Source organism: Pseudoalteromonas sp. JC3, assembly GCF_030291895.1.
GTDB lineage: Bacteria > Pseudomonadota > Gammaproteobacteria > Enterobacterales > Alteromonadaceae > Pseudoalteromonas.
This window is the reverse complement of sequence record NZ_CP127855.1, coordinates 2,620,042-2,635,366: the sequence shown is the minus strand read 5'-3', so window position 1 is coordinate 2,635,366 and position 15,325 is coordinate 2,620,042. Positions and strand designations below refer to the sequence as shown.

Here is a 15,325-nt window from a genome sequence, read left to right as displayed (position 1 = left end):
GTGGCAGTACTCAATCAGTCATCTGGTTAAGAAACAACTTTTAATGGCGTCGCTTGTTTATTAGCAAATGCTATCCTATATTCGAGTCCTTTGCCGGGCTCGCTGACGGTGTGTACATCTCCATCTAGCCCTTGAGTCACCAAGTTATAGATAATATAAGCGCCAAGTCCCATACCGCCACTTCCTCTTTTGGTGGTATAAAATGGCTCGAATAACTTACTTAATTCAAGCTCCGACATGCCTTTACCATTGTCTTTATAAATAAGCTCAATGTGTTCATCATGTTTAAAGAATTCAATGGTGATCTCACCTTGTTCCGACTCTTTAAAGCCATGTGCAATGGAATTTGCGACTAAATTCGAAATGATCTGAAAAATAACACCGGGATAGGTCGTGGCGATAAGGCCGGGATCGCAATGAAACTTGATTTTATGGTCATGCTTTTTAATCTCTGGATTGAGCGCCGCGATGATCTCTTGAACATAATCATGGACATTAAAGGCCCTCACTTGCTCGCAAGATTGATCGACAGCAACTTGCTTAAAGCTATTAATTAAATTCGCGGTGCGTTGGAGGTTTTTTAATAGCAGTTTGCAAGCGCCAGTAGAATCTGAAATAAAGTCCTCCAATACTCCGGTAGAGAGCACTTTGGTTTGGTACTTCATGGTGAGGTCGTCTAAGTGCTGCTGTAGATAAGTGGTGGAAGTGATGCCAATCCCGATGGGGGTATTGATTTCGTGTGCAACACCTGCAACCAAATCGCCAAGCGATGCCATTTTCTCTCGTTCAAGTAATTGCGTATGAGTACGGTTGAGATAGGCAACGGTTTCTTCTAGCTTTTGATTGGTCTCGACTAGTGAGCGAGTGCGCTCACTCACTAACTCTTCTAACTGCTCTTTATGTTGTTTTAACTCTTGTAAGATTTGCATTCCTTCAACTAGTAAAAACCCTAAAGCGACGATATAGGCCATTAACCTTAAAATATGCCAGCCCCACCAAGCGGTATCCCACAACTTGGATTGCTCGAACATAATAGCGGCTGCGCCAAATAGGAAACAATGTAAGCAAAAGAGCAAATCGCTCACATTATGAGAGTCGCGATATACAAGGAGAATTTTAACTGCGGCGACAAAAAACATAGTACCGCCAATGACGTTGAGCGCCATCGCCGTACCAGTAAAGTGACCTTGCTCAACCATGTGTGGTAAATCCGTAGGGTAAGCTAGGCTCATGGTGCCGATGATGATAGCGGCTGTGCATGCGCTGATCAGCCAATAGCGGTTTTTAAACCAAGTAAATCGGCTGTGAGCAAGCAGGGTGATAAAAGTGAGACCACCAAAGAAAGTCGCGATACTGTGAAGCCAAACGAAGGTTTGGCCAACATTTACGGCGGCATGGAATCCATCTAAGATCCCCATTACCAGCAGCGCCGTGGCGATTTCGATATTAAAACTTGTACCGGTGTTGTACTTTTCAAAAAATAACAACGCCAATGCAATGAAAAGGGCGACAGCAGAGCCGAAGGTTTCAACCACTGCATGCGCTTCTATCAGCGGCCAAGTTATATTATTAAGAAGCGTATTGCTCAGTAAAAGGGATGCGCCGTGGATAGTTAAGCTAACACCTATGATTATCCAGATCACAATGTGGGTGTTTTTATTTATATTCATGGAGGCTATTCCTTCGATTCACCTCCTTAAATCTAGTACATTTATTATGTAGATAAAGCATGCTGAGCATTTTTATCAGCTGGTATCAAGGTGCCAGCTGATACTTTCCAATGTTACTCGTTTCCAGAAGTGATGAGCTCGTCAGCCAAACTTGTTAAGTCAGGTAGCACGTAATCTGGTGTCTTTGCCAGTGGGTAGAGCTGCTTTTGTGGTCTTGCAATAAATGCTGTGTGCATGCCCGCGGCTTTAGCGCCGGCAACATCCCAGCCGTGAGCCGCCACCATTAGCGCTTGGTCTGGACGAATATTTAATTGCTGTAACGCCCATTCGTAGGCTCTAAGGTCGGGCTTATACACTTTGATGTCTTCAATACTCAAGCGTTGGTCAAAATAGGTAATTAGACCGGCATTTTCAAACTGCGCTTTAACCCCCGCATTCGATGAATTGGTTAAACTCACGAGTTTAAACCCAGCTTGCTTGAGCTGTTTTAGCGCGGGAATGACGTCTTTATGCGGGGGCAAAGAGAGCAGAGCGGGCACGATTGCTTGTTTAGCTTGTGCGTCAGTTATCGTTAGGCCTTTGTTTTTTGCAACCATTTGTAGCGCGGCAACGCCTATCTTGCCAAAATCTTGATAATCACCACTTACTGTAGTCACTAACGAGTGATGTAGCATAGTGGAAAACCAAAGGGCTAATAGGGACTCATCGCCACCTAAAACTTGGCTAACCGGCTTATTCATTGACTCTAAATCAAGTAAGGTTTCATTGACATCGAAGAAAATAACTTCCGGGCGTTCAACCTTTGAGTTGGCTTGGCTAATATTCGGCATTAGGCCTCCTAACATAACGAATAGACTAATTAAGGTGCGTTTCATTGATAATTCCAATTTAGTTGCGATGAGAAGCAGTATATTTATTTGATAAATTTAAACAAAGCGCGCATATTCGAAAGCAAGATTCGAAAAAACTAAATCGACATGTATTCAATCGCTGAACTCGAAACATTCTTAGCTATTATTAAACATCAAGGAGTGGTTAATGCTGCGAAGCAATTGAGACTCTCGCCTGCGACAGTTAGTCATCGTCTTAACAAGTTAGAGCAACATTTAGGCATGACTTTGCTGTTTAGAGATAGTCGTACGCTAACATTGTCCCCAGCCGGAAGTACTTTTAGAGAGCGGGTGGAGCATATATTAGAGGCGCTTTATGATGCTGAGCACGAAATAGGTGCAAGGGGCTCAGCGGTGAGCGGGTTACTTCGTGTCACTATGCCGCCTTGGGTGTTTTCACAATTTGTGATGCCAAATCTAAGTCAATTTGAGCAAGCGCATCCGCAATTAGCACTCGATTTCCTGATCAACGATCAGTTTGTAAACATAGTTGAAGGTGCTCAAGATGTAGCGATACGCGTTGGACAATTGGCTGATTCTGGGTTGTTGGCGAGAAAACTATGCGATAACCATCGGATATTATGTGCAGCGCCGAGCTATATTGACCGCTATGGCATGCCTGATAATATCAGCGAATTACAAAACCACTTTTTTGTATGCTTACCTTGGCAACGAGAATTTAAGTTAAAAGAACCAAACGGTAGAATTGTACACTTTAACGCAAAAACTCGTTTTACGATTTCAAACTCAGACAATATGACTTCTGCTGCCCTAGCTGGGCATGGTATTGCAGTTAAATCTCACATTGCCATCAGAGATAACCTAAAAAGAGGTGAGTTAGTGCCTATAATTCCAGGTTGTCTCGAAAGTGACGACGCACCTATTTGGTTTGTCAGGCCTCAGCACTCGCTGAAGACACGCAAGGCAGAGGCATTCTATGAGTTTATGAAGACATTATTCGAAAATAAGGGCTAATACTTTAGTCTGCTTGTGCTTTTAAACTAATAACTCTAAACTCCGTATTAAAATTAGAAACTAGCCAGATTGATGATTGTAAAATCGAACTGGTAACACTGATAGCAAACGGAGCTGCTATGTTCAAATTCATTTCTTGGATTTTTTCTGTCACCGTATTTTCACTTACTCTATTCTTTATCGTGCAAGGTAGTTATATGCTTTGTTTAGTCATGCTACTTGCTGGATTGATAGCATTGCCAAAACATGAAAAAGAATTGCAACCACTCGGTATGAGATTACATGCTAAGCATTTTTCTCGGGAGTCTCGTTCACTTAGCTCAAAAGAGGTAATGAACTTTTTATTAGCATGCTCATTGGCTGGCGCTAGCCTTGCGTACCAATGGCATGTGGTAACAATATAGACTTTACTGAACTTAATATCTTGAGTGTTTATATACAGCCATGATCCGAGTTTCTCTTAATGGGATACTCGGATATTTTTCAATGCTACCCCCGAGATAGGGTTAGCCTCATATCACAAATAGTATAAAACATACTGGATGTTTAAAATCCGCTCACTAGCTGTTAGATTGGTTTTAACTACCACAGTATGGAAGAGCAATTGAGTGTCACAGCCGTTAAAATCCTCATCAATACGTGTTCAAGAGTTCCTAGCCAGTCATGGGCACAACTTCACCGTTACAGAGCTTGCAGACTCTACTCGTACTGCGAAAGATGCTGCAAATGCGATTGGTTGCACTGAGTCTCAAATCGCCAAGTCTCTGATATTTAAAGATAGCAATACTGAAAAGGCGGTCTTGATAATTGCTTCTGGTAGCAACCAAGTGTCCGTGAAAAAAGTGGAAGCAGCAATTAATGTAAAGCTCGAAAAAGCGAATGCAAACTTTGTGCAGGAAAAAACCGGGTTTGTCATTGGCGGTGTGCCTCCTGTGGCGCACACTGACTCTGTATTGACGATAATTGATAAAGATTTAAAGCGATACGATCGTATTTTGGCTGCTGCAGGCACGCCCAACTCGGTTTTTGAGTTAAAAGCGCATGATCTAGATACGCTTACAGGTGGCACTTGGTTAGATATTGCGAAGTAACCCTCAGTTCGTAATCGACCTTGTGTCTATATGATTTATCTATTAATCAACTTGGGGTGGTCATTAAGGTTCTCAACCAATAAAGTGCTTTCTAGATGAGAACAGCCCGACAGTCATTCAAAATAATCGTATTAATACGGCTCTCAAGGTAGTTGAATTTAAAAGGTAAAGACACAGAGATACATGATAAACTTACCGCCAATAATTCAGTAGTATGACTATCTACGATAATCGAGCTACTAGTCATAAGTGTGACCAAACGTGTGACCTTTTGATATTTGTGATTTGTATTTTAATCATAACTTTATGATATTTAGGGTTTAAGTGATTTATGTGTGAGCTTTTGGGGATGTCGGCGAACGTACCGACGGATATTTGTTTTAGCTTTTCTGGGTTGTTGGAGCGCGGTGGTAATACAGGTCCTCACAAAGATGGCTGGGGTATCACCTTTTACGAGGGGAAAGGATGTCGAACCTTTAAAGATCCAGAGCCTAGCTGTCAGTCTGAAATTGCTAAACTAGTCAAAGCATATCCGATTAAAAGCGTGTCTGTAATAAGTCATATTCGACAGGGAAATAGGGGGCGGACTTGTCTTGAAAATACCCACCCATTTACTCGAGAATTATGGGGTCGGGAGATCACTTATGCTCACAATGGCCAGCTTTCGGACTATAAAGATTTAAAAACTGACTTCTATCGACCTGTTGGGAATACAGACAGTGAACTTGCTTTTTGCTGGATTTTGGACAAAGTACGAGAAAAATACCCAAGTCGTCCGTCAAACATGATCTCAGTTTTCAGGTATATCGCAAAGCTAGCGCACACATTGAGAGACAAAGGGGTATTCAACATGTTGATAACCGATGGTATTTATGTGTTGGCGTATTGCACCAATAATCTACATTGGATAACCCGTAGAGCCCCATTTGGTAAGGCTACCTTAATTGATGCGGATATGGTGGTGGATTTTCAAAAGGAAACCACACCAGATGATGTTGTCACTGTTATTGCGACTCGACCGCTGACCAACGATGAACAGTGGCAGAAACTTGAGCCCGGCGAGTTTGCTTTATTCAAATTAGGTGAGAAGGTGTAGTTCTGAGTTTTTGTAAGCAAAGGCGGCCTAGTTGAGCCGCCTTGATGAATTAACGATGTAGCTATCAACTCTCTGATTTGGGTTGGTAGGTTTTAAGCTCTATCTGAAACTGCTCCATACCATCTTTACCTTTGTACATTTTAACCAGCATATGATCATAACTTGGTGCAAACCAAGCAATGGCTTGACGATCGCTATCATCATAAACGCGTTTAACTTTGATGGTTTTGACGTTGCCAAAAGGTAGAGTGATCATTTCCTCGCCAGCCACCTCAAAATCATAGCTTCGCTGGTCGCCTTTTTTGTCTATGATAGGATAGCTAAACTTGGTCTTTCCCGCCTTTAAATCCTCTCGCAGCTGTACTTGATAACTAATTAAATCTTGCTGATTCTCAAGCCACTTCACTTTCAGTGGATACTTTTCTTCACTGGAGGTAATTGCTTGGTTTTGATGATCAAACTTAATTTTGTAGCTTTTATCTGGACCAGTCCCTTCACGGGTCATACTGTAATGTAGTGGGCTGACGGTATGTTCAGCGACTTTAAACAATGATTCTTCAGTTCTTACGTCTGAAAAAATCATCCATTCGATATCGCTTTTGTAACGTACAGCGTATGTTGCATCGGCTATTTTTGTGAGGTCTCGCGTGGCACTACCATGAACCTTACCTTTGCGTGAAACTTGGTATTCGGCGTGATATTCAGTGAGAGAGTTCGCAAATGTCGAAGTGGAAAGTAGAGCGCTAATACCAATTAGCACAGCGCTCCATTTTTTATTTTTCTGGGTACGGCGCACCTTGAACTGGTAAGGTTTTGTTATCAAAAACAGCATAGTCTGCTTCCATTGTTAGTCTTTGTTCGCTGAACCATTTGACCACCAAAGGATAAAGAATGTGTTCTTGCTTATGCACACGTTGCGCCAGTGACTCTGCCGTATCATCTGGAAGAACAGCGACCTTGGCCTGACAGACCACAGGACCACCATCTAACTCTTCTGTGACAAAGTGAACGCTAGCACCATGTTCTGCATCGTTTGCATCGATTGCTCTTTGGTGGGTGTTCAGCCCTTGATACTTAGGCAACAAAGAAGGATGAATGTTCAACATTTTTCCTCTAAATTTTTGCACCAAGTTTGGAGTTAGAATACGCATAAATCCAGCTAATACAACCAAATCTGGTGTAAAGCTATCAATTAGTTGACCAAGCGCAACGTCATACTCTTCACGAGATGCGTATTGCTTATGGTCTAAAACAGAAGTCGCTATACCAGCCTCTTGCGCTCTGGTTAGGCCGTATGCGTCCGCTTTATTACTGACAACGGCTGCAATTTCACCTTGAATATAGCCAGATTTGCAAGCATCAATGATTGCTTGCAAATTTGAACCACTACCAGAGATCAGAACAACAAGGCGAGTGGGTGCCATTACTCGGCACCACCTAAGATCTCAACTTGCTCTTCACCAGCCTGAGCGTCTTGAATTTCACCGATGTGCCAAGCGTTTTCGCCTTGTGCTTTCAGGATTTCAAGGCTTTGTTCAAGCTTGTCAGCAGGAACAACTAAGATCATGCCAACACCACAGTTGAATGTGCGGTACATTTCGTGCGTTGCAATGTTACCGTTTTCTTGTAACCAGTTGAAGATTGCAGGCCATTGCCAGCTATCACCTTTAATCACTGCTTTTGCAGATTCAGGTAGCACGCGAGGGATGTTTTCCCAAAAACCACCGCCAGTGATATGAGAAAGTGCGTGAACATCAACTTCTTTTAATAGCGCTAAGATTTGCTTTACGTAGATACGGGTTGGCTCTAGCAGGTGCTCGCCTAGAGTTTTGCCTTCGAACTCTGCGTTAGTATCTGCGCCAGATACTTCTAGTACTTTACGGATTAAAGAGTAGCCGTTTGAGTGCGGACCGCTTGAACCCAATGCAATCAGCTGATCGCCAGCCGCAACTTTAGTTCCATCAATGATTTTAGACTTCTCTACCACGCCAGTACAAAAGCCTGCCATATCGTAGTCATCGCCTTCGTACATGCCTGGCATTTCAGCCGTTTCACCACCGATAAGCGCACAACCAGAAAGCTCGCATCCTTTACCAATACCAGATACTACGTCCGCCGCAACATCAACGTCTAACTTGCCTGTAGCATAGTAGTCCAAGAAAAATAGGGGTTCAGCGCCTTGGACAATAAGATCGTTAACACACATAGCAACTAGGTCAATACCTACTGTGTCGTGCTTTTTCAAATCGATAGCTAAGCGTAGCTTAGTACCAACACCGTCAGTGCCAGCAACCAAAACAGGCTCTTTATATCCAGTTGGAAGTTCGCATAGTGCACCAAAACCACCAATGCCACCCATTACTTCTGGGCGACGAGTTTTTTTCACTACGCCTTTAATTCTTTCGACCAATGCGTTGCCCGCATCGATGTCAACGCCAGCGTCTTTATAACTAAGAGACTGTTTTTGTTCGCTCACAGGTTTTCCTCAAAAGTTGCTAGATAGATTTGCTTAGAAACGCCGACATTTTACAACAATTGCATCTAGGCGGCTAGCGACTTTGCGAGAAACCCTAAGAATGTGGTCAAAGGTCCTCGATTTTGTATCACGAACAGTATAAAGAAACGACAAAAACTTTGATTGTTTATAACTGAATGTGATTTGCGTTAGATCAATACTCAAAGAAGGTGGCAGCGTACTATGGAAACAGGCCCAATCAGACAGTAACTTCAAAAAATGTATTCGAAATCACTGTCACTAACGGCGCATTGATTGGGTCTACCCTAAACTCAAATGCATTTTCAGCCTTAATCTGAGATTTATACCCAAACTCAGATTACCTAGCTATTTATGGGAATAAAACGATGAATATTGAACGCCACAGCCTAGCTAAAGAACTGCCAGAGTTTAAAGACAGAATTCATGAATTAAAACTGTCTGATGGACATTTCTCAAAACTTTTTAAAGATTATCATGAAGTAGACAATGAAGTTATTCGAATTGAAGACGGTGTAGAGCACTCAAGTGATGAGTATCTTGAGTCACTGAAGAAAAAGAGACTGTGGTTAAAAGATCAACTTTACCGAATTCTAAAAAGTGCAGACTAACTTTTAATCAAGACCAACTGGTCTATGTGAGCGGGCTGCCAAGTCCGCTACTAAATTCCCCACCAATTGTTGAATAATTTAGCCTGTCCCGAGCAAGGGCAGATTTATAATCTATACTCTAACCATTGTATTCCATGCACGACGACTCCTTTGATTGCACTTATATTAGTATTAGCTGGCAGCTTTATCATGGGATTAGCTTTTTCACCGGCCTTTAAAATATGTCGATTAACCTCTTCGGTCGGGTGGCGAGTGTTGTTAATTCTTATGGCTCTGTTTGAACTCGGATACTTGAGCTTTGCCTACTTTCTGTACGATCACAATAGCGCTAGTTTCATTGAGCAAGGCTTAAGTTTAATCCTGTTTCTTGGCTCCATTTTTGTTTTTGTGGTGAATTGTCTAAGTCTAACAAGTCTGCAAGAATTAAATGAAATTGCAACGCAGGCCAAATATAACGCTGAACATGATTTTTTAACGGATTTAGAGAATCGCCAGCGCTGCATTGACGCCATTAATGAACGTAAGCATCAGCAGCTCGACTTTAGTGTTATCTTGGTTGATCTGAATAATTTTAAGCAGATCAACGATGCAAAAGGGCACTTCTTTGGTGATAAATTGTTGGTGGAACTTGCACACAAAATGCGTGCAGCACTGCTTCCTCGTAGCAAGTTATATCGCATGGGCGGCGATGAATTCATTATCCTGATGGACGTTACAGACGTAAACTGTATTTACTCTCAAAACAATGCACTACTGAGCGAATTAAAGTCTGGGATAGAAATTGAGGAGTTACAACTGGATGTGACCTACAGCGCAGGAGCAAGCTTATGGACTAAATCGCGCCAACTTGATGTGTTTGACCTTTTGAAGCAAGCTGATATCGCCATGTATTCGGCCAAGCATAGCCGTCAAAGCATCGTCATCTTTGATGAAGAGCTTCATGAGGGAATTGAGGCCGAGTTCCAACTTTTAGCTAATCTCAAAGTTGCGCTCGCTCGAGGTGAATTGGCGCTCTATTATCAACCGATAGTGTGTTCTCAAAGTGGTGATATTCATGGAGTAGAAGCGCTACTAAGGTGGCCTCAGCCCGACGGTACAATGATAATGCCAGATCAGTTTATTGAGTTAGCGGAGCGTAATAATCTTATCCGGCAGCTGAGTGCATTTGTGATTAACCGTGTATTCCAAGACCTTGCAATATTGATTGAAATAGATGACAAGTTAGTTGTGCATATCAACCTTTCCTGCCAAGATTTTGCTGAACAGAATCTAATTAATACCCTTGCTATGCTACTGGATACTCACCGAGTCGACCCAACTCATATAGTATTTGAGCTTACAGAAAGCACCGTAATGGAAGAAGTGGAAAAAGCGAGAAGCCTAATTGAAACATTAATAGATATGGGATTTGCAGTGAGTATTGATGACTTCGGCACTGGTTTTTCTTCATTTTCTATTTTAAAAGAGTTACCAATTTCGCAGATCAAAATAGACGGTTCGTTTGTAAGGCTAAGTCATGAAAGTGAAAAAGATCAAGCCATAGTAGAAACCAGTATGTTTTTAGCACGTAAATTGAACTGCAGTATTGTTGCTGAGGGTGTTGAAAGCGATGCTTGTTTGCAGTATTTGTATAGCTTGAATTGTCCGTATATTCAGGGCTTTCAGATATGTGAACCACTTTCGCTAAGCGAATGCGTAAAGTGGATTAATTCCCAGAATATGGTGAAAGGCGCAATGAAAAGGTTAGACGGATGAGGTCTATAACCTCTCTCTGCAAAAAGCTTGATATCCAGATATACGAATAAATTGCTGTCGACTAGAAAGTTAACATCGGCTTAGGTGGGATAAAACCGTACATTTGTTCAAATCCAGGGATCTCTGTTTCCCATATTGGGGTTTCTTCACCGATATATGCACGGAATGCATCAAGGAACAGCCTAGTTCTGACTGGTAAATCACGATGAGGATAGAGCGCATACATCGCAGCAAAATCGACCAGTTTTGTGTTAGTTAAAATCGGTTGTAATTTGCCTTCAGTAATTTCTTTACCGACTAGAAAGGCTGGTGCAACAATATAACAGGTACCAGACAGCACACTTTCCATCAATGTATCTCCGTCGTTGGTTCTGAAGATACTCTTTACAGGCATTTGCTGCTCGATGCCTTGCTCGTCTTGATAGGTGATACTGGTAAACCTTAACGCATCACTGGCGTAGGTTGCTGCAGGTAATTCGCTGAGCTCCTCAAGCGAGTTTGGCGTGCCATGAGTTTTTAAGAACGTCGGGCTTGCTAATATGAGCAATCGATTGCGTGCAATTCTGCGGGCGATAAGTGATGAATCTTTCGGCTCGCCGACACGAAAAGCTAAATCAAAGCCTTCACCCACTAAGTCCACGAGTCTGTCTTCAAGCCTAAGTTCAACCTCAACATGAGGAAAACGTTTTTGAAAGTCATTGATAACAGGTTGTACGTAGCGTCGACCTACCACAGTTGAGCTGGCAATTTTAAGCAAACCTTTAGGCTCGGTGTGATAATTCTGTGCGATGCGCTGAGTGTCGTTTAGTAGCAGCCTTAGCTCTTCTGCCTTTTTCACCATCTCGGAACCTGCAGAGGTGAGCGAGAAGGAACGAGTCGTACGATTCATTAATCTTACACCGAGTTCCTCTTCCAGCTTGGTCATCTGCTTTGAAATGACAGAGCGATCGATATTTCTCAGTTGTGCGGCACTGGCAAAGGAACCACGCTCTACAACGTCTAAAAAGATTAATAATCTGCTGCTAATATCCATAATGCGAGAAAGTTCACTAAGACTGATGCCATTGTGACACTAAACAATTGGAATTGCGAGGGGCATATTTACACTAATAAAGTTGTGGCAACATGCTAACAATGGTTTAATGAATCTAGTCTCACTACTTTATTTTTAACCTAACGCAAAGGCATATGATGAAAGCAGTCCGATTCAATCACACAAATGGACTTACCTTCGAGCAGGGAGAAATTAACTTACCTGAGGCAACCGATGATCAAGTCTTGGTCAAAGTTGAATACGTTGGTTTAAGCTTTATCGATACCAAAGTGGCCAATTGTCCCTGTGAAGAAACACCGAATAGAGTGTTTGGTGTGGATGCTGTGGGTGTTGTGGAAAAAGCATGTAAAACGGGATTTCCAGAACCAGGTACGCGGGTTTTTTGGCATGGAGACATTCGAGAGCAAGGCACGATGAGTGAATTTGCCTTGGTGCCAAGTCACGCACTTACTGTACTACCAGAAAATGTTGATGGTAAGCTCGCCTCAGCGGCAATCGCACCTGCTATGTGTGCATTGATTGCGCTATTTAAGCTTCAACTGAATACAGGTGATACGATTTTAATCGAATCAGCTCATCATCCAGTTGGCCAAATGGCAATACAATTTGCCAAACAGGTGGGGCTTGGGGTGGCGGCATGTTCCGAGTCTAAATATAAAAAGCTGCTTGAAAAGCTAGGTGCAGATCTCGTCTATACCCAGTCTGACTTTGCCGGCTTAGCCGATGCCCTGCAGCTTCATTTTGGTGCAGCAGAGGTGCAAGGCGCACTAGATTTAACAGGTACACATACCCAACAATTGATTTCGCATTTGATATTTTGTGGTCGAGTAAGTTGCTTAGCGGGATTACCTGCTATTGAGCAACACGTCTTAATGAAGAAAGCGCCAAACATAGGCATCGTTTCTTTGTGTGGTAGTTGGCTTTCTAATAGTGTTTGTGCGCAGCAGAGAATGGCATTTATTGGCAATACTCTGGCTGAAAAGCTTGAAAAAAATGAAATTACTTTGCAGCAACTTGAATCAATTTCACCGCAGCATGATGCGATAATTGAAACGCTGAAAAAGCTAGAAAGCAACGATAACATCACGTTTTTTGCGGCAGATATGAAACTGTAGTCCCCACTAGCAACAATAATTTATCCCCTTTACGCAACAATACTGAGCTTGGCAATATTCGCTGGGCTCAGCGTCCAAATAAATTGATACAATTTCTGACATTTTTCATCGCTTGAACACCGTATACTTCCCTCCAGGCCTCGCCATGAAGGGAATACGCCTTTCCTTTACGACTTCATAAAGAGTCATTGTCATCGTAAGGCGAAATTTTACATTGCGTTAATTGATGTCGGAGAGGCATCAATTTGGTGCGAATTGATATGTTTATTTGCACTCGTCAAATTGGATAGACTAGTGTCATCAGTTTAATAAGGATTAAACAATGAAAAAGTTACTTGTTATTTTCAGTTTTCTCATCTTCTCAGGTGTTGCGTTTGCGAATGACACACCTTATGAATTAATTAACCAAGTTGGCGATAAGCTATTTGCTGATATAAAAACGGTTAATCAAGATGGCAAAGCAACTGAAACTCAGATGAAGGGCATAGTACGTAGTCGCTTGATGCCACACATCGATGTGAAGTTTGTATCTTTTAAATTGCTTGGTAAACATATTAAAGGGCTAAAAAGAGACGAAGCCATCGAGTTTATTGGTGCGGTTGATAACTATCTTGTATCTACCTACGCCAATGCACTTTTACAGTACAAAGGCCAAGACGTATTGTTTGAAGAGTTACCAGTTTCTGATGGTGCTGATTTTGCGACGGTAAAGGTGGTAATAAGAGAGCAATCAAAACCAGATATAGACATGCATTTTAAGTTTCGTCAAAGCAAAGATGGAGACTGGAAAGTGTATGACATGGTTGCTGAAGGTATTTCTTTATTGAGTGCTAAACAAAAAGAAATCACGATGAGAATCTCAGAAGTAGGTTTGGCTCAGGTTACAGCTGAATTGAAGAGTAAAGCATAAATCAAATTACTTCCCCCCGACTTTGAAGTAACCAAAAGAGCACATCATGACTGATATGCTCTTTTTTTTGGTTCTGAAATCAGACTACTTGGTTTGTCAGTGGCCTTTCAAGTCTTGCTGCGTCGAGGTTTTCACAGGTTATCGTTGCAATCTGTTTTAGTGCTTCTTTGGTAAAAAAACCTTGATGTCCAGTAACTAGCACATTGGGGAAGCTAACCAAACGCGAGAAAACATCGTCTTGAATTATTTCTTCACTGTGGTTTTTAAAAAATAGCTCTGACTCTTGCTCATATACATCTAAGCCGAGGTAACCGAGTCGTTTAGACTTAAGCGCGGCGATACAGGCTTTGCTATCTAACAGGGCGCCTCTACTAGTGTTAATAAGCATGACACCCGCTTTCATTTTGGCAAACGCAGCATCATCAATAATATGATGGGTATGTTCATTAAGCGGACAGTGTAGGCTAATAATATCCGATTGCGCCAGTAAGATATCTAGAGAGACCAAGGTATAAGGACCTTCCCCTATGTTTGGGTCATAAACTAGGACATTGGCACCAAAGCCGTTTAAGATACTGACTAAGGCTTGGCCAATTTTGCCACAGCCGATGATACCAACCGTTTTATTGTAAATATTAAAACCGAGTAAGCCGTTGAGATCAAAATTATCTTCTCGAACTCGATTGTAGGCCTTATGTGTCTTGCGGCTGAGCGTTAGCATCAACGCGATACAGTGTTCTGCAACCGCTTCTGGGCTGTAGGCTGGAACACGGACAACCTTTATGTCACGCTGTTTTGCCTGTTGAATATCAACGTTATTGAAACCTGCGCAGCGTAGGGCGATGGTTTTAACGCCATAGTCAGCCAGTTTATCAATCACTTGTGCATTTACAGTATCGTTTACAAATACACAAACCGCGTCATATTGCTGACACAGCGAAACCGTTTTTTCATTGAGTGACTCACTAATAAAACTTATTTCAAGTTCTGAGTAGGTATTTACGGCTTGCTCAAAAAACGGCACTTCATAGTTTTGCGAACTGAATAGGGCGATTCTCATGATTAATGTGGCTCTCTATCACTGACTTAAGCGTTTCTGGTTTTGTTCTTGGGGCATATCTTGATACTAGCATGCCTTCAGAGTTTATTAGAAACTTGGTAAAATTCCATTTAATTGCGCGGTTTTGCGCGATACCACGGGTATGAGATTTTAAATAGCTAAATAATGGGTGTGCATCAGGTCCGTTGACTTGTGTTTTAGTACAGATCTTAAAGCTTAAATTGAAATGTGTATTGTAAAACTCTTTAAGCATTTCATCTTCAAGTGGTTCATTGCGACCGAACTGATTACAAGGAAAGGCCAATACCTCAAATCCAAAAGGTTTGTATTTGCTGTATAGCTTTTCAAGTGCAGACAGTTGCGGAGCAAAGCTACATTTGCTCGCAATGTTAACGATCAATAGCGGTCTTCCCGCTAAAGACTGTAATGGCAAAACTTGGCCATCAATAAGTTGTGCACTAAAACGATAAATATTCTCCATCCTTTCAGGCTCCGTGTGATTTATTCATGTTATTCGGTATCAAAGCGGTTTTTTCATTTGCTATGACAGAGGTGGTCGGGTATAAAAACTCCATTCTTATTAAGATAACAACGAAATAGGACA

General features: G+C 42.0%; 16 protein-coding genes. 8 read left to right on the top strand and 8 right to left on the bottom strand.

Going from position 1 to position 15,325, the window contains the following annotated elements; genetic code table 11:
- Window positions 1–26: 26 nt before the first annotated feature.
- Window positions 27–1,670 carry a sensor histidine kinase gene (locus tag QSH61_RS11060; protein WP_206470972.1) on the bottom strand — a complete coding sequence of 548 codons (1,644 nt, stop codon included), beginning with the start codon at window positions 1,668–1,670 and terminating at the stop codon, window positions 27–29.
- Window positions 1,671–1,783: 113 nt separating this feature from the next.
- Window positions 1,784–2,500 carry a haloacid dehalogenase type II gene (locus tag QSH61_RS11055; protein ID WP_174168705.1) on the bottom strand — a complete coding sequence of 239 codons (717 nt, stop codon included), beginning with the start codon at window positions 2,498–2,500 and terminating at the stop codon, window positions 1,784–1,786.
- A 147-nt stretch (window positions 2,501–2,647) separates the two neighbouring features.
- Here QSH61_RS11055 and QSH61_RS11050 point away from each other — a divergent pair, with 147 nt between their 5' ends.
- The 4 genes from QSH61_RS11050 (at window position 2,648) to QSH61_RS11035 (ending at window position 5,722) form a co-directional block, all read left to right on the top strand.
- The gene (locus QSH61_RS11050; RefSeq protein WP_206470971.1) at window positions 2,648–3,535 is read left to right on the top strand and encodes a LysR family transcriptional regulator; all 888 of its coding nucleotides are present in this window, start codon (window positions 2,648–2,650) and stop codon (window positions 3,533–3,535) included.
- A gap of 119 nt (window positions 3,536–3,654) precedes the next feature.
- Window positions 3,655–3,939: a hypothetical protein gene (locus QSH61_RS11045; protein ID WP_206470970.1), complete on the top strand. Its 285-nt coding sequence runs from the start codon at window positions 3,655–3,657 to the stop codon at window positions 3,937–3,939.
- 204 nt (window positions 3,940–4,143) lie between these two features.
- Window positions 4,144–4,626: a YbaK/EbsC family protein gene (locus QSH61_RS11040; RefSeq protein ID WP_206470969.1), complete on the top strand. Its 483-nt coding sequence runs from the start codon at window positions 4,144–4,146 to the stop codon at window positions 4,624–4,626.
- 331 nt (window positions 4,627–4,957) lie between these two features.
- On the top strand, window positions 4,958–5,722 hold the full coding sequence (locus QSH61_RS11035) for a class II glutamine amidotransferase (RefSeq protein WP_138580261.1): 765 nt from the start codon (window positions 4,958–4,960) through the stop codon (window positions 5,720–5,722).
- A gap of 64 nt (window positions 5,723–5,786) precedes the next feature.
- Here QSH61_RS11035 and QSH61_RS11030 read toward each other — a convergent pair whose 3' ends face one another.
- Genes QSH61_RS11030 through purM form a run of 3 tightly spaced genes read right to left on the bottom strand, consistent with a single transcriptional unit; the run spans window position 5,787 to window position 8,198 of the window.
- Complete coding sequence (locus QSH61_RS11030) at window positions 5,787–6,482, bottom strand: DUF3108 domain-containing protein (protein WP_019647394.1); 696 nt, start codon at window positions 6,480–6,482, stop codon at window positions 5,787–5,789.
- A gap of 13 nt (window positions 6,483–6,495) precedes the next feature.
- Window positions 6,496–7,146 (bottom strand): phosphoribosylglycinamide formyltransferase, encoded by a 651-nt coding sequence (purN, locus tag QSH61_RS11025; RefSeq protein WP_017219541.1) that lies wholly within the window; start codon window positions 7,144–7,146, stop codon window positions 6,496–6,498.
- Complete coding sequence (purM, locus tag QSH61_RS11020; protein ID WP_017219542.1) at window positions 7,146–8,198, bottom strand: phosphoribosylformylglycinamidine cyclo-ligase; 1,053 nt, start codon at window positions 8,196–8,198, stop codon at window positions 7,146–7,148. Before purM ends, purN begins: the two co-directional genes overlap by 1 nt.
- Before the next feature lie 386 nt (window positions 8,199–8,584).
- On the opposite strand from purM, the gene QSH61_RS11015 reads away from it, so the two are divergent.
- Window positions 8,585–8,827 (top strand): HP1242/YdcH family protein, encoded by a 243-nt coding sequence (locus QSH61_RS11015; RefSeq protein WP_010373888.1) that lies wholly within the window; start codon window positions 8,585–8,587, stop codon window positions 8,825–8,827.
- Window positions 8,828–9,079: 252 nt separating this feature from the next.
- Window positions 9,080–10,582, top strand: a complete 1,503-nt coding sequence (locus tag QSH61_RS11010; RefSeq protein ID WP_233525162.1) for a putative bifunctional diguanylate cyclase/phosphodiesterase — start codon at window positions 9,080–9,082, stop codon at window positions 10,580–10,582.
- Window positions 10,583–10,643: 61 nt separating this feature from the next.
- Here QSH61_RS11010 and QSH61_RS11005 read toward each other — a convergent pair whose 3' ends face one another.
- Window positions 10,644–11,615 (bottom strand): LysR substrate-binding domain-containing protein, encoded by a 972-nt coding sequence (locus tag QSH61_RS11005; RefSeq protein WP_010605058.1) that lies wholly within the window; start codon window positions 11,613–11,615, stop codon window positions 10,644–10,646.
- A gap of 155 nt (window positions 11,616–11,770) precedes the next feature.
- On the opposite strand from QSH61_RS11005, the gene QSH61_RS11000 reads away from it, so the two are divergent.
- Both QSH61_RS11000 and QSH61_RS10995 read left to right on the top strand, forming a co-directional pair.
- Window positions 11,771–12,751: a zinc-binding dehydrogenase gene (locus QSH61_RS11000; RefSeq protein WP_227387048.1), complete on the top strand. Its 981-nt coding sequence runs from the start codon at window positions 11,771–11,773 to the stop codon at window positions 12,749–12,751.
- A gap of 322 nt (window positions 12,752–13,073) precedes the next feature.
- Window positions 13,074–13,661: an MlaC/ttg2D family ABC transporter substrate-binding protein gene (locus QSH61_RS10995; protein WP_010373895.1), complete on the top strand. Its 588-nt coding sequence runs from the start codon at window positions 13,074–13,076 to the stop codon at window positions 13,659–13,661.
- A 79-nt stretch (window positions 13,662–13,740) separates the two neighbouring features.
- On the opposite strand, the gene QSH61_RS10990 is transcribed toward QSH61_RS10995, so the two are convergent.
- Window positions 13,741–14,721 (bottom strand): 2-hydroxyacid dehydrogenase, encoded by a 981-nt coding sequence (locus QSH61_RS10990; protein ID WP_206470968.1) that lies wholly within the window; start codon window positions 14,719–14,721, stop codon window positions 13,741–13,743.
- Complete coding sequence (locus QSH61_RS10985; RefSeq protein ID WP_010373899.1) at window positions 14,687–15,202, bottom strand: glutathione peroxidase; 516 nt, start codon at window positions 15,200–15,202, stop codon at window positions 14,687–14,689. Before QSH61_RS10985 ends, QSH61_RS10990 begins: the two co-directional genes overlap by 35 nt.
- Between the last annotated feature and the right edge of the window lie 123 nt (window positions 15,203–15,325).

What these genes read in the sequence shown, in the direction of transcription:
- QSH61_RS11060 (WP_206470972.1), bottom strand. Translation starts at nt 1,670, where the DNA reads ATGAATATAAATAAAAACACCCACATTGTGATCTGGATAATCATAGGT.
- QSH61_RS11055 (WP_174168705.1), bottom strand. Translation starts at nt 2,500, where the DNA reads ATGCCGAATATTAGCCAAGCCAACTCAAAGGTTGAACGCCCGGAAGTT.
- QSH61_RS11050 (WP_206470971.1), top strand. Translation starts at nt 2,648, where the DNA reads ATGTATTCAATCGCTGAACTCGAAACATTCTTAGCTATTATTAAACAT.
- QSH61_RS11045 (WP_206470970.1), top strand. Translation starts at nt 3,655, where the DNA reads ATGTTCAAATTCATTTCTTGGATTTTTTCTGTCACCGTATTTTCACTT.
- QSH61_RS11035 (WP_138580261.1), top strand. Translation starts at nt 4,958, where the DNA reads ATGTGTGAGCTTTTGGGGATGTCGGCGAACGTACCGACGGATATTTGT.
- purN (WP_017219541.1), bottom strand. Translation starts at nt 7,146, where the DNA reads ATGGCACCCACTCGCCTTGTTGTTCTGATCTCTGGTAGTGGTTCAAAT.
- QSH61_RS11015 (WP_010373888.1), top strand. Translation starts at nt 8,585, where the DNA reads ATGAATATTGAACGCCACAGCCTAGCTAAAGAACTGCCAGAGTTTAAA.
- QSH61_RS11005 (WP_010605058.1), bottom strand. Translation starts at nt 11,615, where the DNA reads ATGGATATTAGCAGCAGATTATTAATCTTTTTAGACGTTGTAGAGCGT.
- QSH61_RS11000 (WP_227387048.1), top strand. Translation starts at nt 11,771, where the DNA reads ATGATGAAAGCAGTCCGATTCAATCACACAAATGGACTTACCTTCGAG.
- QSH61_RS10995 (WP_010373895.1), top strand. Translation starts at nt 13,074, where the DNA reads ATGAAAAAGTTACTTGTTATTTTCAGTTTTCTCATCTTCTCAGGTGTT.
- QSH61_RS10990 (WP_206470968.1), bottom strand. Translation starts at nt 14,721, where the DNA reads ATGAGAATCGCCCTATTCAGTTCGCAAAACTATGAAGTGCCGTTTTTT.
- QSH61_RS10985 (WP_010373899.1), bottom strand. Translation starts at nt 15,202, where the DNA reads ATGGAGAATATTTATCGTTTTAGTGCACAACTTATTGATGGCCAAGTT.